Source organism: Burkholderia sp. BCC1998 (assembly GCF_905339875.1).
GTDB lineage: Bacteria > Pseudomonadota > Gammaproteobacteria > Burkholderiales > Burkholderiaceae > Burkholderia.
Map to the genome: position 1 here is coordinate 14,181 of NZ_CAJPHE010000019.1, position 19,044 is coordinate 33,224.

Consider the following 19,044-nt stretch of genomic DNA (forward strand, 5'->3'; position numbering starts at 1 on the left):
CAAGGGTGGTGATCCTCCGGGGGCGAAATGCTGGAATGCTCGGCAATGGAGGCGCTGCGCCGCGAAGCAGGGCGACCGCGCCAGCGGGTTTGATGCAGGCGGGATGACTAGAGCAACAGTTTCGGTGTCCTGATCATTTGGTTCGATCCTTCGGCCCGCTGCCGGACGGCAGCTGCCCAATCAATTGCATCGGGATGTTGCATGCGCCAACGGAAGAAGAGGCGGTCGGCGGCGAGAACTTCGGTGCGGCGCAAGCGCAATGCGTCGAGCGGAATCGATTGCGTGGTGGACAATTCGTCAGATTGCTTGAATCGGACGGTATCAAGAACGAAAGTTCGGTGTCAAACTTTTTCTGATTATATGAAACAAAATTAAATTGAATAAGCTGAAATGATTTTGAAAAATTGCGGGGTATTTTGTAATTTTCAAAGACACTTTCGGATGTAATGATGGATCGGCGCGCCGGATAATTGACGATTCCATTCGTAATGAGCGAATGGTTGTGGAGGAAACATTCGAGCCGCAGACGCCGGCTGAGCCGGTCATGCGTCGCGCAGCGCGCTCGCCGGCAGATGCGTAACGCAATCCGGTCTGCCATCCGCACGGAAACTTCAACGGCGCTCCCGTCGCCGAAGCTCGAGCTTCGGCGTGTCGTGCCGCTCGACGGCCTGCAGGTCGTCGACGAGCCGGAACAGGCCGTCGATACAGTGCAGCAGGCGTTCGTCCGGCGCGTCGCCGCTTGCCGACGCAAGTGTCTTGATCTCGTCGAGCCGCGCTTCGAGTTCCGCAAGCGGCGCGCGCACGATGCGGTCCGCATCGGCGGGCGAGGTCGTTTCGAAGGTAGTTGCGTGCTTGAGGCGAACGGTCATGGCATTGAAGTCCTCGATGAATTGCGACATGGCGCTCGGGCAACCGTCGCGGTAAACCGCGCGCACCGAAAGATCGTCGGCGACGATCCGGCCGGCAGCGTGCGCGGCCGAGTCGAGCGCTTCGAGCGTTCGGCGAATCAGCCGGCACAGGTCGACGGCCGCCGTCAGCAGCCCGGCCAGCAGCAGCGCCGCGAGCACCGGGTACGTGAATGCGTCGTGGTGCAGCGCGTCGCGTGATGGTCCGGCCGGATGGCGCAACGTGTCGCTGATCGACACGCCGGCGCCGGCCGCCAGCACGGCGACGATCGCGAGCAGCACGATCGCCTGCCCGATTTGCCGGCTCGGCGTTGTCGGCCGGTTCACGGCATGCCCCGCAACCGGTAACCGACTCCGCGCATCACATCGGGCATGCCGCGCGCGCCGGCCTGTTCGAGCTTCTTGCGCAGCCGGCTGATGTGGCTGTCGATCGTGCGTTCCATCGCGCTCACGTCGGCCATGCAGGCATCGAGCAGTTCGCCGCGCGTGAACACGCGGCTCGGCGCGCGTGCCATGTGCGCAAGCAGCCGGAATTCGGTGAGCGTGAGCGACACCGGTACCTCGACCGATTCCGTGCGCACGCAAACGACATAGCTGTCGGTGTCGATCTCCAGGTAGCCGACCCGCAGCACGTGCACGGCCGACGGCGTGCGCGCGCGACGCAGGATCGCGCGCAGGCGTGCGACCACCTCGGCGGGGTCGAACGGCTTCACGATGTAGTCGTTAGCGCCGGCGCCCAGCGCCTGCCGTCTGTCGATGTCGCGGTCGAACGCGGTGACGACGACGACGGGTGTCGTACAGCGCCGTCGCAGTTCGGTCAGCACGTCCCAGCCGTTGCGGCCCGGCAGCTTGACGTCGAGCAGGATCAGGTCGGGCACCAGGTGCGGCTGCACGTCGAGCACGGCCTGCCCGTTGCCGACGCGGTAGGTGCGATAGCCGTCGTGCGTCAGGTAGGCGTCGAGGATGTCCGAGATGTCGGGTTCGTCCTCCGCAATCAGGATCAGCGCGCTCATCGTTGCTGCGCCACGTTGGTCGACGGCGCGACGTCGGTATCCGTCAGCCCGCCGCCGAGCGCCTTGTAGAGCGCGACGGCATTGGACAGTTCGCTGCGGCGCAGGTCGAGCAAGGCCTGCCGCGCCGCGTACAGCTGGCGCTGCGAATCGAGCAGCTCCAGTCGCCCCTCGACGCCCGCGCGGTAGCGCAGGTTCGACAGGTCGGTGCGGCGCTCGGCCGATGCGACCACGCGCGTCTGCGCTTCGATCTGCCGGCCGAAGGTCTCGCGTCCGGCGATGCCGTCGGCGACTTCGCGGAACGCGGTCTGGATCGAGCGCTCGTATTCGGCGACGGCGCTGGCCTTGCGCACTTCCGCGAGACGCAGTTCCGAGCGCAGCCGGCCGCCCTGAAAAATCGGGACGGTGACCTGCGGCGCAAAGCTCCAGACGTTCTGACCGCCGGCGAACAGGCTGCCCATCGCCGGGCTCAGGAAGCCGATCGACGACGTCAGCGACAGCCGCGGAAAGAACGCGGCGCGCGCCGCGCCGATGTCGGCATTGGCCGCGACGAGGTTCTGCTCGGCCTGCTGGATGTCCGGCCGGCGGAACAACAGCTCCGACGGCAGGCCGGCCGGCAGTTGCGTCATGACCGGCTGCTGCTCGAGCGGCAGCGGGTCCGGCAGGTCCTTCGGCGGCTCGCTGCCGAGCAGCCGGCGCAGCGCATTGCGCGCCTGCTCTACGGCACGCGTGCGCGCTTCGAGGTCGGCGGTCGCGCTCGCGACCTGGCCTTCGGCCTGCGCGATGTCGACGCCGCTCGCCTGGTGCGCTTCCTTCAGGCGGCGCGCGAGATCGAGCGACTGCTGCCAGTCGCCGAGTGTGCGTTCGGCGAGTGCGCGCTGCTCCTGCGCGAGGCGCTCCGCGAAGTACGCATCCGCCACGGCGCCGACGAGCGCGATCTGCACCGCGCGGCGGCCGTGATCAGTCGCGAGGTAGCGCGCGAACGCCGCGTCCGACAGCGACTTGACGCGGCCGAACAGGTCGATCTCGAACGCGCTGATGCCGACGTCGACGCCGTACCGGTTCTGCGTCGATTCGAGCAGCGGCGGATTCGACTGCGGGTCGGCCGCGGTGCGCTGGCGCGTGAAGCTGGCGCCGGCGTCGATCGACGGCAGGCGCGCCGAGCGCTGGATGCCGTACTGCGCTTCGGCGGCCTCGACGTTCAGCGCGGCCAGCCGCAGGTCGCGGTTGTTGCGCAGCGCGACCTCGATCAGGCGCTGCAGGCGCCGATCGCCGAACATCGTGCGCCAGCCGAGATCGGCCGCGTTCGCGTGCAGGTCGGCGGCAGCGGCGGCCGTGTAGGCGGTCGGCGCCGGCATCGCGGGTTTCACGAGCGCCGGCGTCAGCGAGCAGGCTGACAGCGCGAGGGCGGCGCACGCCGCAGCGGAAAGAATAAGCAATCGCATGGCATCAACCTTGTTGTTCGATATGCAGCGGCTCGGGCTTGCGGCGCGCGGCGCGCCATGCTCCGATGCGTTCCTGGATGCTCATCACGAACACGAAGAACACCGGGACGAAGAAAATCGCCAGCACCGTGGCGGTCACCATGCCGCCGAACACGCCGGTGCCGATCGCGTGCTGCGTTTCGGCGCTCGCGCCGGTCGCGATCATCAGCGGCACCACGCCGAGGCCGAACGCGAGCGACGTCATCAGGATCGGGCGCAGGCGCAGCTTCGACGCTTCGACGGCCGCCTCGATCAATCCCTTGCCTTCCTCGCGCAGCTGCTTCGCGAATTCGACGATCAGGATCGCGTTCTTCGCGGACAGGCCGATCACCGTGATCATCCCGACCTTGAAGAACACGTCGTTCGGCAAGCCGCGCAGCAGCACCGCGCCGATCGCGCCGAGCAGGCCGAGCGGCACCACCAGCATCACCGACAGCGGGATCGACCAGCTTTCGTATAGCGCGGCGAGCACCAGGAACACGACGATCATCGACAGCACCATCAGCATCGGCGCCTGCGACGCCGACTCGCGTTCCTGCAGCGACTGGCCGGTCCACTCGACCGCGAAGCCCGGCGGCAGTTGCGCCGCGAGACGTTCCATCTCGGCCATGGCTGCGCCGCTCGACTGGCCCGGGGCGGCAGCGCCCGAGATCCGCGCGGACGGGTAGCCCTTGAAGCGCACCATCTGCAGCGGCGTCTCGGTCCACACGGGGCGAACCACTTCGGACAGCGGCACCATGCCGCCGGCCGCGTTGCGCACGTACAGCTTCATCACGTTGTCGAGCTGCATGCGCGCCGGCGCATCGGCCTGGATGATCACCTGCTGCATGCGTCCCGCGTTCGGGAAGTCGTTCACGTAGGTCGAGCCCATCGCGGTCGACAGCGTGTCGCTGAGCGTCGTGAACGACACGCCGAGCGCCTCCGCTTTCGCGCGGTCGATCTCGAGCCGCACGCTCGTGCCGGCCGGCAGACTGTCCGGGTACACGCCGGTCACGATCCTGCTTTGCGCGGCAAGTTCGAGCAGCTTGACTTCCGCCGCCTTGAGCGCCGCGGCGCCCTGATTGGCACGGTCTTCCAGGCGCATCGAGAAGCCCGAGCTGTTGCCGAGTTCGTCGATCGCCGGCGGCAGCAGGCTCATCACCGTGCCTTCGGTCACACCGGCCATCGCTTGCTGCGCGAGCAAACCTTCCTCCACGGTCGACGAGCTGCCGCGGTTCTTCCAGTCCTTCATCACGGACCAGTTGATCGCCGCGTTCGGGCCTTGCCCCGAGAAGCCGTAGCCGATCACGGAAATGCTCGACTGGATTGCCGGACGCGCAGCAAGATGCTTCTCCAGCGTCTTGACCACGTCATGCGTACGCTCGGCGGTAGCGTCTGCGGGCAGCAGAAAGCTGGTGATGAAGTAGCCCTGGTCCTCGTCCGGCAGGAACGACGACGGCAGGCTGCGGAAGCCGAGCACCAGTGCGCCCGAGATTGCGACGAACACCAGCATCACGCGGCCCGTGCGGCCGACCAGGCGGCCGACGCGCGTCTCGTACCAATTGGTCAGGTATTCGAAGCGTCGGTTGAACCAACCGAAGAAGCCGCGCTTGTCGTGGTGACCCGGTTCGAGCGGCTTGAGCATCGTCGCGCACAGGGCAGGCGTGAGCGTCAGCGCGAGCAGCGCGGAGAACAGGATCGACACGGCCATCGACAGCGTGAACTGCTTGTAGATCACGCCGACCGAACCGCTCGCCATCGCCATTGGCAGGAACACGGCGGTCAGCACCAGCGTGATGCCGATGATCGCGCCGGTGATTTCCTTCATCGCCTTCGACGTCGCGTCCTTCGGCGACAGCCCTTCTTCGGCCATCAGGCGCTCGACGTTCTCGACGACGACGATTGCATCGTCGACGATGATGCCGATCGCGAGCACCATGCCGAACATCGTCAGCACGTTGATCGAGAAGCCCGTCAGCAGCATGACCGCGAACGTGCCGAGCATCGCGACCGGCGCGACGATGGCGGGGATCAGCGTATAGCGCACGTTCTGCAGGAACAGGTACATCACGAGGAACACGAGCACCATCGCCTCGAGCAGTGTCGCCAGCACCTTCTCGATCGAGATCTTCACGAACGGCGACGTGTCGAGCGGGATCGAGTAGCTCATGCCGGACGGCATCGACTTGCTCAGTTCGGCCATGCGCGCACGGATCGCCTCGGCGGTCTTCACGGCATTGGCGCCCGGTGCGAGCTGTATGCCGGCGAGGGTGGCCGGCCGGTTGTTCTCGCGGCTCACGAACAGATAGTTCTGCGAGCCGAGCTCGACGCGCGCGACGTCGCCGAGCACGACCTTCGAGCCGTCCGCGTTCGCGCGCAGCACGACCTTCGCGAACGCTTCCGGCGTCGTGAGCTGGCCCTGCGCGGTGAGCGGCACGGTCACGCGCTGGCCCGGCAGCGCGGGCAGCGCGCCGAGGCTGCCCGGCGCGATCTGCACGTTCTGCTGGCCGATCGCGCTCGTCAGGTCGCTCATCGACAGGCCGAAGTTGATCAGCTTCTGCGGATCGACCCAGACGCGCATCGCGCGTTCGGAGCCGAACTGCAGCACGCGCCCGACGCCGTCGACTCGCCGCAGCTCCTCGGAAACGCTGCGCGTCATGTAGTCGGCGAGCGCACCTTCGTCGAAGCGGCCGTTGTCGGAGCGCAGGCCGATCAGCATCAGGAAACCGGACGACGCGGATTCGACGATCAGCCCGTTCTGGCGCACGGCCGCGGGCAGGCGCGGTTCGATCGACTTGATCTTGTTCTGCACGTCGACCTGCGCCAGTTCCGGATCGGTGCCGGGCTTGAACGTCACGGTGATCTGCGCGGCGCCGGACGTATCGGCCGACGATTCGAAGTACAGCAGGTTCTTGACGCCGGACAGCTCGCGCTCGATGAGGCTCAGCACGCCGTCGTTCATCGTCTGCGGCGTGGCGCCCGGGTAGCTCGCGGTGATCGTGACGGACGGCGGCGCGACCGATGGGTAGCGCGCGACCGGCAGCTGGGGGATCGCGATCAGCCCCATCAGGATGATGAAGAGGGCGATCACCCACGCAAAGACCGGGCGGCGGATAAAGAATTCAGCCATGACTGGTGACTCCTCCCGACTCAGTGCGCGGACGCGGTGGCGGCCGCGTCAGGCGACTTCCAGTCGGTCGCGGCGACAGGCGCGCCGTCGACCAGGCGCTCCATCCCTTCGACGACGATCTTCTGGCCGGCCTGCAGGCCCGACTTGATGCGGTAGCTGCGGTTCGTCAGTTCGCCGACTTCGACGGCCTTCAGATGCGCGGCGCCCTTCGCGTCGAGCACCCACACCTGCGGCTTGCCGCCAGCGCGCACGACGGCCTGCTGCGGCACTATCACCGCGCTGGCGTAGTGCGCGCGCGGAATGCGGGCGCGCACGTACATGCCCGGCAGCAGCTGGCGCTGCGGGTTGTCGACCAGCACGCGCAGCAGCACGTCGCCGGTGCCCGGATCGACGTTGACGCCGGAGAACAGCATGCGGCCCCGCGCGTCGTAGCGCGTGTCGTCGTCGCGCAGCACGTCGACCGGCAGGCCGTTGCTGTCCGCCGCCCGCGGCTGTGCCGCGAGCGCGCCGCGCAGCGCGTCGAGCGACGCGGCCGGCTGGCGCACGTCCACGTAGACCTGGTCGATCTGCTGGATGCGCGCCATCGGCTGGCTGTCGCCGCTCGACACCAGCGCGCCTTCGGTCACGAGCGCCTGGTCGATGCGGCCGGCGATCGGCGCTTCCACGGTCGCGAATTTCAGGTCGAGCTGGCGGCGCGCGAGCGTCGCGCGGGCCTGCGCGACGTCGGCGGCGGCCTGGTCGCGTTGCGACACGGCGTCGTCGTACACCTGGCGGCTGATCGCGTCGGCCTCGACGAGCGGCTTGAAGCGCGCCGTCTGCACCTTCGCGCGCTCCAGCGCGGCCTGCGCACGTTGCAGCGACGCGGCGGCCGTGTCCATGTCGGCCTTGAACGGCGCGGGATTGATCTGGAACAGCGACTGGCCGGCGCGCACTTCGGTGCCTTGCTCGAACAGCCGGCGTTGCACGATGCCGCTGACCTGCGGCCGGATTTCGGCGACCCGCACGGCCGCGACGCGGCCCGGCAGATCCTCGGTCACGTCGAGGCGTGCGGCGGCCAGCGTCATCGCCGCGACCGGGGTGGCCGGCGCGGCTGCCTGCTGCTCTGCGGGTCCGCAACCCGCCAGCAGGGCCAGCGTCAGTGCACCGGCGGCGCCGTAGCGGCATCGTTGTTGATTCTTCATAGCGACTCCAGGAAGCGCAGGCAGCCCACTGCCTGCTTTGACGGGCTGGAGTGTGCGGCGCCTGGTTGGCGTCTTTTATGCGGGAAGATGGAGATTCGATGGAGACGGCGAAAGAACCGGCAAGGCGGGGGAATGGGGTAGGCGGTGCGAGGTGGGCTTCGTCAGACGAATCGATGCGGTTGAACGAGCTGTCGCGTCCGGTTCGTCGTTCGACACCGTGCGAGGCGGCCCGTCCATGCGATATCGGAGCGGGTTGTCAGCCCGTTATGCGCGGGGCGGTGCGGCGGGCGGCGAGCGGGATGCCGGCGCGTCGCCGGCCGCGCCGGCGAACGCAGCGAAGCGCGTTCGGCGCGCGAAGAAAACCGCCGCGCGTCGAGCGCGGCTATCCGTCGTTCGATGGCGCGCGCACGGCGCGACCGGCGGTGGTCGCGCCAGCGGCATCCGTACGATCAGTCCGGCTTGCGCGCCGGCGCAACGGGCGGCGGCGGTTCGGCGTCCGGCGTGCCGGCGGCGTGGTCGCCGTTCTCATCGTTCTCGGGCGCGACGGGACGCAAACCTTCGTCATACGCGACGAGGCTGCGCTGCGGATTCGCGATCCGGATTCCGCGTTCGCGGAACAGCACCGCGATGCGCCGATTGAATTCGCGCTGCACGCCCCAGCGCGCCGAGTCCTTGCACTGGATCTGTCCTGCCAGCGCGATCGCCGCGCCGTCGACCTGGTCGATGCCCCAGTAGCTGAAGTCCGACAGGATGCCGTCCTTGTAATCCGGATCGTCGCGCAACGCGGCACCGATCTCCTTCAGTGTCGCGATCGCGCGATCGATGTCCTGACCGTAGGCGATGCTGACCTTGACGGCCGCGTTGCCGAGCCCGCGATTCGTATTGTTGACGGTCGTCACCGAGCTGAACGGGATCGTGTACAGCGACCCGTCGCCCGCGCGCAGCCGCACGGTGCGGATCGACAGGTATTCGACCGTGCCCGATACGCCGGCGAGCGTGACCCAGTCGCCCACCTGCATCGCGTTCTCCATCAGCAGGAAGATCCCGGTGATGAAGTCCTGCACGAGCTTCTGCGAGCCGAAGCCGAGCGCGACGCCGAAGATGCTGGCGCCGGCGAGCAGCGGACCGATGTTCACGCCGATTTCGCTGAGGCCGGTCAGCACGACGACGAGCGCGATCATGATGAACAGCAGCGAACGCAGCATCGGCAGCAGCGTGCGCAAGCGCGCCGCGCGCACGAGGTTGCCTTCGCGTGTCCACTGCTGCAGGCGGCGCTCGATCGCGATGTTCGCGGCTTCCCAGACGATCAGCGCGACGACGGCTGCAATCGCGATCGTGATCAGCGCCGACGCGAGCCGATGGCCGATCGTGCCGGTCGCGAACGCGTGGAAGATCGGAACGCCCCAGGTCTGCAGCAGCAGCGCGACGGTCACGACGGCGATCGCCGCCGACACGACCTGGCGCACCAGCGGGTAGTAGCGGTACGCGTGCAGGTGGACGAGCGTGCGGTCGTCGTCGCGGCGCTGGAACACCCGCGCGAGCGCGCCGAACACGACGATCGACACGATCCGCATGCCGATCATCACGGCGATCGAGCGGCCGCCGAGCGTGATCAGCACGCGGTAGCCGTTGTGGACGTCGAGCGCCCACACGAACCACAACGCCATCACGACGAACACGGACACGGGCGCCCACGCGTCGGCGAGCGCGTTGCCGACCATCGCGAAGGCCGGCCGGTCTTCGCCGGCCGCGCGGATGCGCGCGGCGACCGGCTGGCGGCACCGGAGGATCAGCGCCGAGATCATCAAGTGGCCGACGAGCGCGACCGCCTTCAGCAGCGCGACGTGACCGGAGTCGCTGAGGCCGAAGCTCGCGGCGATCTCGACCGCGGCCGTGCTCGCGCCGACGACCATCACGATCCGCGCGATCGAGCGCTGCGCGAACGCGGCCCATGCGTCGCTGATGTGCAGCAGCCGCAGCTGCCGCGCGTCGGGCTGGAAGAACAGCCGGCTGACGATCGTCACGAGGCGGCAGATCACGTAGATGTCGATCAGCGATTCGAGTGCCGTTTGGGTCGGCGTGCCGGCGCCGTCGAGGACCGACATCGTCAGGCTCGCGATGCCGACGAATACCAGCAGCGGTATCACCCGCAGTGCGAGGCCGACCAGCGCGCGCGGCATGCGGCGCAGCAGCGTGGTGTGGCGCCGCGCATGGCCGCGACCTTGCGACGACGTATCGGGCGTGCCGGTGCCGTCGGCGCGGGCAGCGGTGGCGGCCGGTTCCGGCGTCGAAGTGCGGTCGCCGGGACCGGGCGGTTCGGGTTCAGGTGAATCGGCGTTGGCATCGGCATCGGCCCGGCGCGACGATTCGGTGCGGCGCGCGCTCAGCGCGGCCAGCGCGCGCCGCAGCAGCCGCTTCGCGAACCATTCGACGGCGAGCGCGGGCACGAGCACGGCGAGGATGATCAAGATCGCGCGCGTGAGATCGGTACGTTGGTCGGCGCGTACGAGCCGCTCGTGCCACCAGTTGCCGACCGAGCCGACGTCGAGCAGCGAGCGCAGCGATTCGTTCAGCGCGCCGCCGATTTCACCGGCCCAGTGCGATCCCTGCCGCACGAGCATCGACGCGAGCCCGTTCGTCGTGAGTGCGGCCGGAGCGGTGCCAGCCGATGCTGCGCTGGCCGGCGCCGCGGCGCTCGCCGCGAGCGCGGGCGTGCTCAGCACGCCGACGGCCGCGATCGCGCGCAATGTCGTTTCGACCTGCTGGCGCTCGCGCGGGTTTTGCAGGACGGAGAGGGCCTGCTGCGCCTGCTGCGGCGTCAGCGCGGGCACGGCGCCGGAGGCGGCCGAGGCGGCGGCCGGGGCAGGGGCGGCCGCGTGGGCGGCCGATACGACGGCGGCGAGCAGCCAGCCGAGCAGGAAATATCGCATGGGTAGGCGTGCGGGCGCGCATCGGAACGCGGCCCGCCGGTCTGGACGATGGACGGAAGTTAACATGATTGCCATCGGAACCGGATAGTTCCGTCGACGAATATTCGAATCGGGCATGCGGCAGGCGGTGCGGGCGTTTGCGCGCTGCCGTGCGGTTCCTTTCGCGTGGCGGTGTCTCGCGCCGGCCGTTCACGCATCCGTGATGCGGGCAGGTCGTCGGGTGTTGGCATGCGGTCCCGCCGCAAGCGAAGCGCAAGATCGGGAACGAAACGTGCTCGCCGGTGATTCGATGGGTTGCCAACCGTGGCTTCGACTATGGGATATAGGCGGAGAATTCCGGATTCCTGATGAATCAACCCCGATCGTCGTGAAAGACCGGCAATACATGCTCGGCGATTTCCTCGATGACCTCGCGCACGGGCCGGTCCGAGCCGGGATTCAGCGTGACGTGGTGCGTGCCGGCTGCCCGCATGTCCCGCAGGATGTCGAGGAGCGCATTCCGACCGGTCGCATAGCCGAGCGGCAGCGCGGTGGGCGGTGCATCGCGATTCGCATCGAGATCGAGCCGCATCGATACGCCGAACGCGCGAAAGCCCGGCGGTGCAAGCCGGTCGACGGCCGCGCGCCACATCGAATAACGAGCGCGCTGCGTGTCCGGGTCGCGATGATAGGTCATCCAGCCGATCGCGTTCCGTGCGATCCAGTCGACGCTTTGCCCGCCGGAGCCGACGGCAAGCATCGGCACCGCGTCGTCGCCGCGCGGCAGCAGCGTGAACTCGGGCGCGTCGGGTGGCGTCTCGTCGGGCAGCACACGGGACGGCACGCCGAGCGCGGCCGCGACGATGTCCCAATGCCGGCGATACCGGTCGCGCCGCGTTTGCGCGTCGACGCCGAACGCCGCATATTCGGGCGGCCGGTCGCCGGAGCCGAGGCCGAGGAGGAAGCGCCCGCCGGACAGCGTCGCGACCGACAGCGCGCCTTTCGCGATATGCAGCGGATGACGCAGCGGCAGCACGATCGCGCCGCTGGCAAGCACGATCCGGCGCGTGCGCGACGCGAGCGCGCCGAGCAGCACCCACGGATCGAGATGCCCGACCGGGTCGGGATAATCGGCGCTATTGAGCGGCACGTCGCGAACCCACAGTGCGCGAAAGCCGAGCGAATCGGCCAGCGCCGCGAGTTCGAGCTGCTCGTTGAAATCCGCGACGGTACGGCCGCTGCGCAGCAGCGGCAGCGTCAGGCCGATCGACAGCCGCTCGGCCGAGAAAACGCGCCGCGCGACGTCGGCGCGGCCGGAGGCGGGCAGGGTCATGTCCATTCCTTGGAGACGGGGCGAAGCCGGTGGGCGCGCCGCACCGTGTCCGAATGCTAACGTGTTTGCGCGCCGCTTGCGGCGCGCGGCGGCATCGGCGGTATTGGCATGATCGGCACCTTCGGTCATCCGGCAATCAATCGGCATGAACGTACGTCAGCGCGTGGTGGCCGGTCTTGCGGCGAGCAGCGTGCTGTCCGTGGTTGCAGGCGGTGCTCACAGGTTCGACGAGCGCGTTCGACCATGCATGCGCGGCCAGGGTCGCGCGACTGTAAGCGGATCGTCGGCATCGAACCGACGCAAACGCGCCGCCGGCGCACGCGTCACATGCGTGCAACACCGGCGTCGCGTCCGGTGCGATCGATCGCGCGGGCCGTTTCCCCTCGTTTCACTTTCGAAACGTTCACGCCTGTCTGTCGTCGTGCGATTTGCATCGGGGTCGTTTCACGGCCCGCGCGGCCTTGCACGGCGAAGCATGGTGCGCTCCTTGCATGTCTGTATGCGCCGTGAGCGCGATCGCCGGGCGCAGCAGGGGCCCGGCCGTCGCTTCAGTAGGTCGGACGCATCGAAGACGGGGACAAGAGAATGAGAACAGACCGAATCGCAACGTGCCATGTTGCAAACATGAATCGCCGACCTGCCCGTGATTTCGCGTCGCCGTTGATTACGGCGACATGAGCGCGCGGCTTTTCGCTTCATCCGGACCCATCCGGTTCGTTCCGAACGACGACGTGCAGGTATGACGCACGAGGCCGACCCGTGCCGGTCGGCCGTCGGGGATGAACCGCCGGTGCGCGCGGATGGGCGACCATGACTTCCGGATCGTCATGCCGACGCGCGATACGCAGGCGCGCCGCACGCGAAGCATGCGTGCGTGTGCCGTGCGCCGTGCCGCGCGGCGATCCTCGCAAACATCAGGGCAATTTCAGGAATTCGAAGGTGTAGTCCCGGGGAAGGTCTGCCGGCGGCGCTGCGGCGGATCCGACGACATTGTGCTGTCAGTTGATCCACTACCCCGATGGATCAATTGTTGATGCGCCCATCGCCATGTGGTCGATGGGCGTCTTTTTTTGCGGCGCCGGTGTCGCGCGCGGACCGCCGGCCGGATCGCGCGGCGTTCTGTATCATGTGCTGGCGCGCCGGCCGCACGGCCGGCCACCGCGCCCGCTCACGCGCCGCCAACATGAACGACATCACCTTGCCCGACCCCTCATCCGCCGGCATCGAACCGGCCGCGCTCGATGCGCTGCACGCGTTCGTCGAGCGCCATCCGCGGCTGCTCGTGCTGACCGGTGCGGGCATCAGCACGGATTCCGGCATTCCCGGCTATCGCGACCGCAACGGTCAATGGATGCGCTCGCCGCCGATCCAGCTCCACGAATTCCTCGGTTCCGACGCTGCACGCCGCCGCTACTGGGCGCGCAGCATGATCGGCTGGCCCGTGGTGGGCCGTGCGCAGCCGAACCGCTCGCATGTCGCGCTCGCGCGGCTCGGCGGCACCGGTCGGATCGAGCGCCTCGTCACGCAGAACGTCGACGGGTTGCACCAGCGCGCGGGCAGCGGCGACGTGATCGAACTGCATGGCGGCATCAACGGCGTCACGTGCCTCGATTGCGGCGCGCATCACGCGCGCGCGACGATCCAGGCCGTGCTCGAAACGGACAACCCCGAGCTGCTCGGCGCGCACGCGGAACCCGCCGCCGACGGCGACGCGCATCTCGAATGGGCCGCGCTCGACACGTTCCGCATTCCTGCCTGCCCGGCCTGCGGCGGGCTGCTGAAGCCGGCGGTGGTGTTCTTCGGCGAGAACGTGCCGCGCGAGCGCGTCGCGCTGGCGTCGCAGGCGCTCGATGCGGCCGATGCGCTGCTCGTCGTCGGCTCGTCGCTGATGGTGTATTCCGGCTACCGGTTCTGCGTGTGGGCCCAGGCGCAGAACAAGCCCGTCGCCGCGCTGAACCTCGGCCATACGCGCGCCGATCCGATGCTGACGCTGAAGGTCGAGGCGCGTTGCGCGCCCGCGCTCGACGCGCTGAACGCGCGGCTGGGCGTCGCCGGCAGCGCGCCGGAGCACGCATCGTGACCGGGCCGACGTCTTCGTCCGATCCGTCCGCGCGGCTGTCGGCGCCGGCGGCCGAGCGCAATCGCGGGCCGATCCTCTACGTGTTGCGCCGCGTGCTGCCGGCTACCGGCGACGTGCTCGAGATCGCGAGCGGCACCGGGCAGCATGCGGTCCATTTCGCGCAGGCGCTGCCGGGGCTGCGCTGGCAGCCGAGCGATCCCGACGCGCACGCGCGCCGCTCGATCGCCGCGTGGGTCGCGCATGCCGGCCTCGCGAACCTGGCCGAGCCGCTGGCATTCGACGTGCGCGACGCGTCGTGGCCGGCCGCGGCGTTCGACGCGATCGTCTGCATCAACATGATCCACATCTCGCCGTGGGCCAGCACCGACGCGCTGTTCGCCGGCGCGTCGCGCGTGCTGCGTCCGGGCGGCGTGCTGTTCCTGTACGGCCCGTATCGCCGCGCAGGCCGGCACACGGCGCCATCCAACGAGGCATTCGACCAGCAGTTGCGCAGCCGCGATCCGTCGTGGGGCGTGCGCGATCTCGAGGCGGTCGTCGCGCTCGGCCTCGACCGCGGGCTCGACTGCATCGAGGTCGTCGACATGCCGGCGAACAACCTGAGCGTCGTGTTCCGGCGCCTCCCGCACGCGGAGCAGTGACACGCAAGCGCGCATCGCGGCCGGGTTTCCACTATCCTTTCGCCTGTGCGCGCGGCCCGGCTCGGGTCGCGCCCCGTTTTTTCCGGAGAATTGACTAATGGGCAAACAAGCAATCGGTGTGATCGGGCTGGCGGTGATGGGCCGCAATCTCGCACTCAATATCGAGAGCCGCGGTTACGCGGTGTCGGTGTACAACCGCAGCCGCGAGAAAACCGACGAACTGATCGCCGAATTCCCCGGCCGCAATCTGGTGCCGACCTATACGCTCGAGGAGTTCGTCGCGTCGCTCGAGACGCCACGCCGGATCCTGATGATGGTGAAGGCCGGCGAAGCGACCGATGCGACGATCGCATCGCTCAAGCCGCTGCTCGAGAAGGGCGACGTGCTGATCGACGGCGGCAATACGCACTTCACGGACACGATCCGCCGCAACCAGGAGCTCGCGCAATCGGGCCTGCATTTCATCGGCACCGGCGTGTCGGGCGGCGAAGAGGGCGCGCTGCGCGGCCCGTCGATCATGCCCGGCGGCCAGCGCGACGCGTACGACCTGGTCGAGCCGATCCTCAAGCAGATCGCCGCGAAGGCGCCGTCGGACGGCGAGCCGTGCGTCGCGTACATGGGGCCGGACGGTGCGGGCCACTACGTGAAGATGGTCCACAACGGCATCGAGTACGGCGACATGCAGCTGATCGCCGAGAGCTATGCGGTGCTGAAGGACGTCGCGGGCCTGACCAACGACGAACTCGGCGCGGTCTACACCGAGTGGAACCAGGGCGAGCTCGACAGCTACCTGATCGAGATCACGTCGAAGATCTTCGGCAAGAAGGACGAAGAAACCGGCAAGCACCTCGTCGACGTGATCCTCGATCGCGCCGCGCAGAAGGGTACCGGCAAGTGGACCAGCCAGAACGCGCTGGACCTGGGCGTGCCGCTGCCGCTGATCACCGAGTCGGTGTTCGCGCGCGTGCTGTCGTCGCTGAAGACCGAGCGCGTCGCGGCCAGCAAGATCCTGTCGGGCCCGGCCGCCGCGCCGTTCGACGGCGATCGTGCCGCGTTCGTCGAAGCCGTGCGCCGCGCGCTGTACCTGAGCAAGGTGATCTCGTACGCGCAGGGCTTCGCGCAACTGCGCACGGCATCCGAAGAGTACGGCTGGAACCTCGATCTCGGGACGATCGCGAAGATCTTCCGCGCGGGCTGCATCATCCGCGCGCGTTTCCTGCAGAAGATCACGGACGCGTACGCGAAGGATCCGGCGCTCGCGAACCTGCTGCTCGACCCGTACTTCAAGGACATCGCCGCGAATTACCAGGCGTCGCTGCGCGACGTGGTGGTGGCCGCGGTGAAGGCAGGCGTGCCGGTGCCGGCGTTCGCGTCGGCGGTCGCGTACTTCGACAGCTACCGTTCCGAGCGGCTGCCGGCGAACCTTGTGCAGGCGCAGCGCGACTTCTTCGGCGCCCACACGTTCGAGCGTACCGACAAGCCGGGCAGTTTCCACGCGAACTGGTCGTAACCGGCAGGCGAGGACGGTATTGTTGCGAAATTCTATTCTTTGAGTAGGGTTTTTCGTTCCCGGATCCCGCAATTGTTGGTTCCGAGGAAACAGTGTTTTCGCTCTTTCATGGTTTTCCCTAGGTGATCTCGGGACTAAACTTTGTTCCATCGCTGCAGACATGGTGTGTGCGGCGGAGCAAAAAAATCCCGGAGGTAATCATGAAATCGCTGATCGCAACGTTCGCTGCAGCTGCCGTCCTCGCCGTTCCCGCCGTCTCGTTCGCCCAACAGAACGCCCCCGTCACCCGTGCGCAGGTGAAGGCCGAACTGGCCCAGCTGCAACAGGCCGGCTACAAGCTGGGCAGCGACCGTACCGACTACCCGGCAAGCATCCAGGCAGCTGAAGCCCGCGTGAACCCGCAACAGAACGTCGCCGCTGCCGATACGAGCGGCTACGGTGCGCAACCGGCCGCCCAGCAAGAATCGGGCGCCCCGGCCGCTGCCAAGACCGGCTGGCAGGTCAAGCGCGTGTCGGACGGTGCACCGGTCTACAAGGGTCGTTGATCGTCATCGATCGCCGGCCGCATGGGCGGCCTGATCTGACCCCTGCGCAGTACACGCAGCCCGTCGTTCCGAATCACGGAACGACGGGCTGTTTTTCATTGGCGGCGCCCGCCGCGTCAGTGCAGCGGCCGCGGGCCGCGGCCGATGTCCCGGAACAGCGCGTCGCCCGGTTCCAGCGCCTGCAGCCATGCTTCGTCGTAGCCGCTCAGCGTATCGAGCGCGTCGCGCAGCCGCTCGATTGCGAGTACCGGCAGCTCGACGCTGTGCCGGGTAGCGCCGCTCAGGTGCGCGACGCTCGCCAGCTGGACGAGGGCGTCCGCGGCTTCGGCGACGTCCGTCGCGAACAGCAGGTGCCGGTTGAGCAGTTCGACGAGGCCGCTGGAACCGGCGAAATCCTCGGCGTTGAGCTGCACGGACAGAAACGTCGCATTGTTCATGGTTTTCTCCTCGTTATCGCTGGAACGTGCGGTGCTCCTCCGAGTATAGGAGGCGGCCGGCAGCGGGGCGGCGCTCATGGGTGCGATACGGCTGCCCGCCGCGGGACGGGACGGCCGGCCCGAAGTCCGCGGGACACCCTGCGCGGCGCGGCCCGCAGCCGGCCGGCACCCGTTCGTGGCGCCGCAAGATTGTTGCCGGCTGGGGCGCCTGCCGCGGTCCTGACCGCGACAAATGGTATCTTTGCCGGTCGGGACGACGCAGAAATGGCGCGAAAAAGGGGCCGGTGAGCCCTTTCGCGTCGACGTCCCGCGGTGGAAACTGACGGCCGCGAGCGCGGTCGGATACTGGTTGGTCCGGCCGTTCGGCCGGACATCGTGCGTCGCACGCCGGAGGGCGGTGGGCGGCGCAACGACGCAAATCCGGGAGGACCCTTGAGAAAAACGATTCCGATCCACGATGCGCTGGCGCGCTGGTTGCCGCAGGCGGCGTTCGTCGCCGCGGCCGCCGCGCTGACGGGCTGTACGATGACGCCGTGGACCGACAGCTGGCAGCCGGTGCGGCAGTCGACGCCGGCGTCGGTTGCCACGCCGGGCGTGATCGCCGGCTATTACCGCGTGAATCCGGGCGACACGCTCGCCGGCATCGCCGCCGCCTACGGGCAGCGCGTGCAGGACCTGGCCGGCTGGAACCACATGTCGCCGAATGACGCCGTGTATCCCGGCCAGGTGCTGCGCGTCGCGCCGCCGCCAGCCGCGACGTCGCTCGGGCAGCCGTCCGCGGCGGCCGCGCAGCCGGGCTCGCTGGCATGGCCGGCCACGGGTATCGTCGCGACGCCGTTCTCGGCCGGCAAGACGCGCGGCATCGTGATCGCCGCGTCGGGGCCCGACCGTTCGGTGCGGGCCGCGGCCAACGGGCGGGTGGTGTACGCCGGCTCCGGCGTCAAGGCGTATGGCCCGCTCGTGATCCTGAAGCACGACAACGGGCTCATTACGGCCTACGGGCACAACGGCAGGCTGCTCGTCAACGAAGGCGACGCGGTGCGCGCGGGCCAGCCGGTCGCCGAGATGGGCACCGACGCGAGCGGCCGCGCGACGTTCGAGTTCGAAGTCCGGCAGAACGGCAAGGTCGTCGACCCGATGAACTTCCTGCCGCGCAACGGCGGCTGACGCGCCGCTTCACGACGTGTGCGCCGTGCGGCGCACACGCTCCCGCCTTCACCCTTCCTCGAGCGCCGCGGCGTCGGACTGCCTCGCATGATTGCCGAGCCAGCGGATGCCCAGCGCGAGCCCTGCCGCGCCGAGCGCGATCAGCGAGCACTGGATCGCGACCGGCAGGTAGCCGTGCGGCCGCGGATCGACGAACGGATAGGGATACCAGTTCTCCAGCGCGCCGCGCACGAGCGTATAGCCGAGATAGATGACCGGAAAGCCGAGCCACGCGACCGCGCTGCGCCACGGGATCGGCGAGCGCGGCTCCACGTACAGCCAGTCGCACAGCACCACGAGCGGCACGATCCGGTGCAGGACCCAGTTGTTGAGGGCCGGCGTGACGTGGCGCAGCGCATCGAGCCGCGCGAGCAGCAGTTCGTAGACGATCGCGGTGATCAGCACGTAGAGCACGGCGGCGCCGCGCATCGATTCGTAGCGGGCCGAACCGGGACGCGTGATGCGCGACAGCCCCGCGACCAGCATGGCCGCTGCATACAGGCTGCTCAGTTGGGTGAAGTAGCTGAGGTAGTTGCCGAGATGGAAGGCCGGCAAGCCCCAGTTGCCGGCGACGCTGTGCAGCGTGGTGGACACCGCGAGCAACGCGGCGATCAGCCGGTAGGCCGCAACGAAGATCGCTTTGCTCATGATGCCCGCGCAACGTCGCACCAAAGCTTCATCGTGCCACAGCCGCGCA

The 19,044-nt window shown here is 68.4% G+C and carries 15 protein-coding genes; 5 read left to right on the forward strand and 10 right to left on the reverse strand.

From position 1 onward, the window contains the following. Positions 1-133: 133 nt before the first annotated feature. The 8 genes from U5A56_RS27240 to U5A56_RS27275 form a co-directional block, all read right to left on the reverse strand. Entirely contained in the window at positions 134-604 is a 471-nt protein-coding gene (locus U5A56_RS27240; RefSeq protein ID WP_321925530.1) for a hypothetical protein, read from the reverse strand. 7 nt (positions 605-611) lie between these two features. Further along, entirely contained in the window at positions 612-1,232 is a 621-nt protein-coding gene (locus U5A56_RS27245; protein ID WP_321925531.1) for a histidine kinase, read from the reverse strand. Further along, complete coding sequence (locus U5A56_RS27250) at positions 1,229-1,918, reverse strand: response regulator (RefSeq protein WP_321925533.1); 690 nt, start codon at positions 1,916-1,918, stop codon at positions 1,229-1,231. The genes U5A56_RS27245 and U5A56_RS27250 overlap by 4 nt, the downstream gene beginning before the upstream one ends. Continuing rightward, on the reverse strand, positions 1,915-3,360 hold the full coding sequence (locus U5A56_RS27255) for an efflux transporter outer membrane subunit (protein WP_321925535.1): 1,446 nt from the start codon (positions 3,358-3,360) through the stop codon (positions 1,915-1,917). The genes U5A56_RS27250 and U5A56_RS27255 overlap by 4 nt, the downstream gene beginning before the upstream one ends. A gap of 4 nt (positions 3,361-3,364) precedes the next feature. Continuing rightward, positions 3,365-6,508 (reverse strand): efflux RND transporter permease subunit, encoded by a 3,144-nt coding sequence (locus U5A56_RS27260; protein ID WP_321925537.1) that lies wholly within the window; start codon positions 6,506-6,508, stop codon positions 3,365-3,367. Between the two features lie 20 nt (positions 6,509-6,528). After that, positions 6,529-7,689, reverse strand: a complete 1,161-nt coding sequence (locus tag U5A56_RS27265; protein WP_321925538.1) for an efflux RND transporter periplasmic adaptor subunit — start codon at positions 7,687-7,689, stop codon at positions 6,529-6,531. Positions 7,690-8,138: 449 nt separating this feature from the next. Then, entirely contained in the window at positions 8,139-10,619 is a 2,481-nt protein-coding gene (locus U5A56_RS27270; RefSeq protein ID WP_321925668.1) for a mechanosensitive ion channel domain-containing protein, read from the reverse strand. 352 nt (positions 10,620-10,971) lie between these two features. Next, positions 10,972-11,931 (reverse strand): LLM class oxidoreductase, encoded by a 960-nt coding sequence (locus tag U5A56_RS27275; RefSeq protein WP_321925541.1) that lies wholly within the window; start codon positions 11,929-11,931, stop codon positions 10,972-10,974. 1,183 nt (positions 11,932-13,114) lie between these two features. Here U5A56_RS27275 and U5A56_RS27280 point away from each other — a divergent pair. The 4 genes from U5A56_RS27280 to U5A56_RS27295 all read left to right on the forward strand — a co-directional run bounded on the left by U5A56_RS27280 (position 13,115) and on the right by U5A56_RS27295 (position 16,704). Beyond that, positions 13,115-14,011, forward strand: coding sequence for an NAD-dependent protein deacetylase (locus U5A56_RS27280; RefSeq protein ID WP_321925542.1), 897 nt, complete (start codon positions 13,115-13,117; stop codon positions 14,009-14,011). After that, the gene (locus U5A56_RS27285) at positions 14,008-14,649 is read left to right on the forward strand and encodes a DUF938 domain-containing protein (protein ID WP_321925544.1); all 642 of its coding nucleotides are present in this window, start codon (positions 14,008-14,010) and stop codon (positions 14,647-14,649) included. Before U5A56_RS27280 ends, U5A56_RS27285 begins: the two co-directional genes overlap by 4 nt. A 97-nt stretch (positions 14,650-14,746) precedes the next feature. Next, positions 14,747-16,159 carry an NADP-dependent phosphogluconate dehydrogenase gene (gene gndA, locus U5A56_RS27290; RefSeq protein WP_044845293.1) on the forward strand — a complete coding sequence of 471 codons (1,413 nt, stop codon included), beginning with the start codon at positions 14,747-14,749 and terminating at the stop codon, positions 16,157-16,159. A 200-nt stretch (positions 16,160-16,359) separates the two neighbouring features. Next, a complete protein-coding gene (locus tag U5A56_RS27295; RefSeq protein WP_044845294.1) occupies positions 16,360-16,704 on the forward strand; it encodes a DUF4148 domain-containing protein in 345 nt (114 codons plus the stop codon). A gap of 116 nt (positions 16,705-16,820) precedes the next feature. Here U5A56_RS27295 and U5A56_RS27300 read toward each other — a convergent pair whose 3' ends face one another. After that, entirely contained in the window at positions 16,821-17,141 is a 321-nt protein-coding gene (locus tag U5A56_RS27300; protein WP_044845295.1) for a hypothetical protein, read from the reverse strand. A gap of 432 nt (positions 17,142-17,573) precedes the next feature. On the opposite strand from U5A56_RS27300, the gene U5A56_RS27305 reads away from it, so the two are divergent. Continuing rightward, positions 17,574-18,308, forward strand: coding sequence for a peptidoglycan DD-metalloendopeptidase family protein (locus U5A56_RS27305; protein WP_321819199.1), 735 nt, complete (start codon positions 17,574-17,576; stop codon positions 18,306-18,308). A gap of 48 nt (positions 18,309-18,356) precedes the next feature. On the opposite strand, the gene U5A56_RS27310 is transcribed toward U5A56_RS27305, so the two are convergent. After that, complete coding sequence (locus tag U5A56_RS27310; RefSeq protein WP_321809799.1) at positions 18,357-18,995, reverse strand: Pr6Pr family membrane protein; 639 nt, start codon at positions 18,993-18,995, stop codon at positions 18,357-18,359. Positions 18,996-19,044: the final 49 nt, after the last annotated feature.

Excerpts from the sequence above, each read along its gene's own strand:
- U5A56_RS27255 (WP_321925535.1), bottom strand. The coding sequence starts at position 3,360 with ATGCGATTGCTTATTCTTTCCGCTGCGGCGTGCGCCGCCCTCGCGCTG.
- U5A56_RS27260 (WP_321925537.1), bottom strand. The coding sequence starts at position 6,508 with ATGGCTGAATTCTTTATCCGCCGCCCGGTCTTTGCGTGGGTGATCGCC.
- U5A56_RS27265 (WP_321925538.1), bottom strand. The coding sequence starts at position 7,689 with ATGAAGAATCAACAACGATGCCGCTACGGCGCCGCCGGTGCACTGACG.
- U5A56_RS27295 (WP_044845294.1), top strand. The coding sequence starts at position 16,360 with ATGAAATCGCTGATCGCAACGTTCGCTGCAGCTGCCGTCCTCGCCGTT.
- U5A56_RS27275 (WP_321925541.1), bottom strand. The coding sequence starts at position 11,931 with ATGACCCTGCCCGCCTCCGGCCGCGCCGACGTCGCGCGGCGCGTTTTC.
- U5A56_RS27280 (WP_321925542.1), top strand. The coding sequence starts at position 13,115 with ATGAACGACATCACCTTGCCCGACCCCTCATCCGCCGGCATCGAACCG.
- gndA (WP_044845293.1), top strand. The coding sequence starts at position 14,747 with ATGGGCAAACAAGCAATCGGTGTGATCGGGCTGGCGGTGATGGGCCGC.
- U5A56_RS27270 (WP_321925668.1), bottom strand. The coding sequence starts at position 10,619 with ATGCGATATTTCCTGCTCGGCTGGCTGCTCGCCGCCGTCGTATCGGCC.
- U5A56_RS27250 (WP_321925533.1), bottom strand. The coding sequence starts at position 1,918 with ATGAGCGCGCTGATCCTGATTGCGGAGGACGAACCCGACATCTCGGAC.
- U5A56_RS27300 (WP_044845295.1), bottom strand. The coding sequence starts at position 17,141 with ATGAACAATGCGACGTTTCTGTCCGTGCAGCTCAACGCCGAGGATTTC.
- U5A56_RS27310 (WP_321809799.1), bottom strand. The coding sequence starts at position 18,995 with ATGAGCAAAGCGATCTTCGTTGCGGCCTACCGGCTGATCGCCGCGTTG.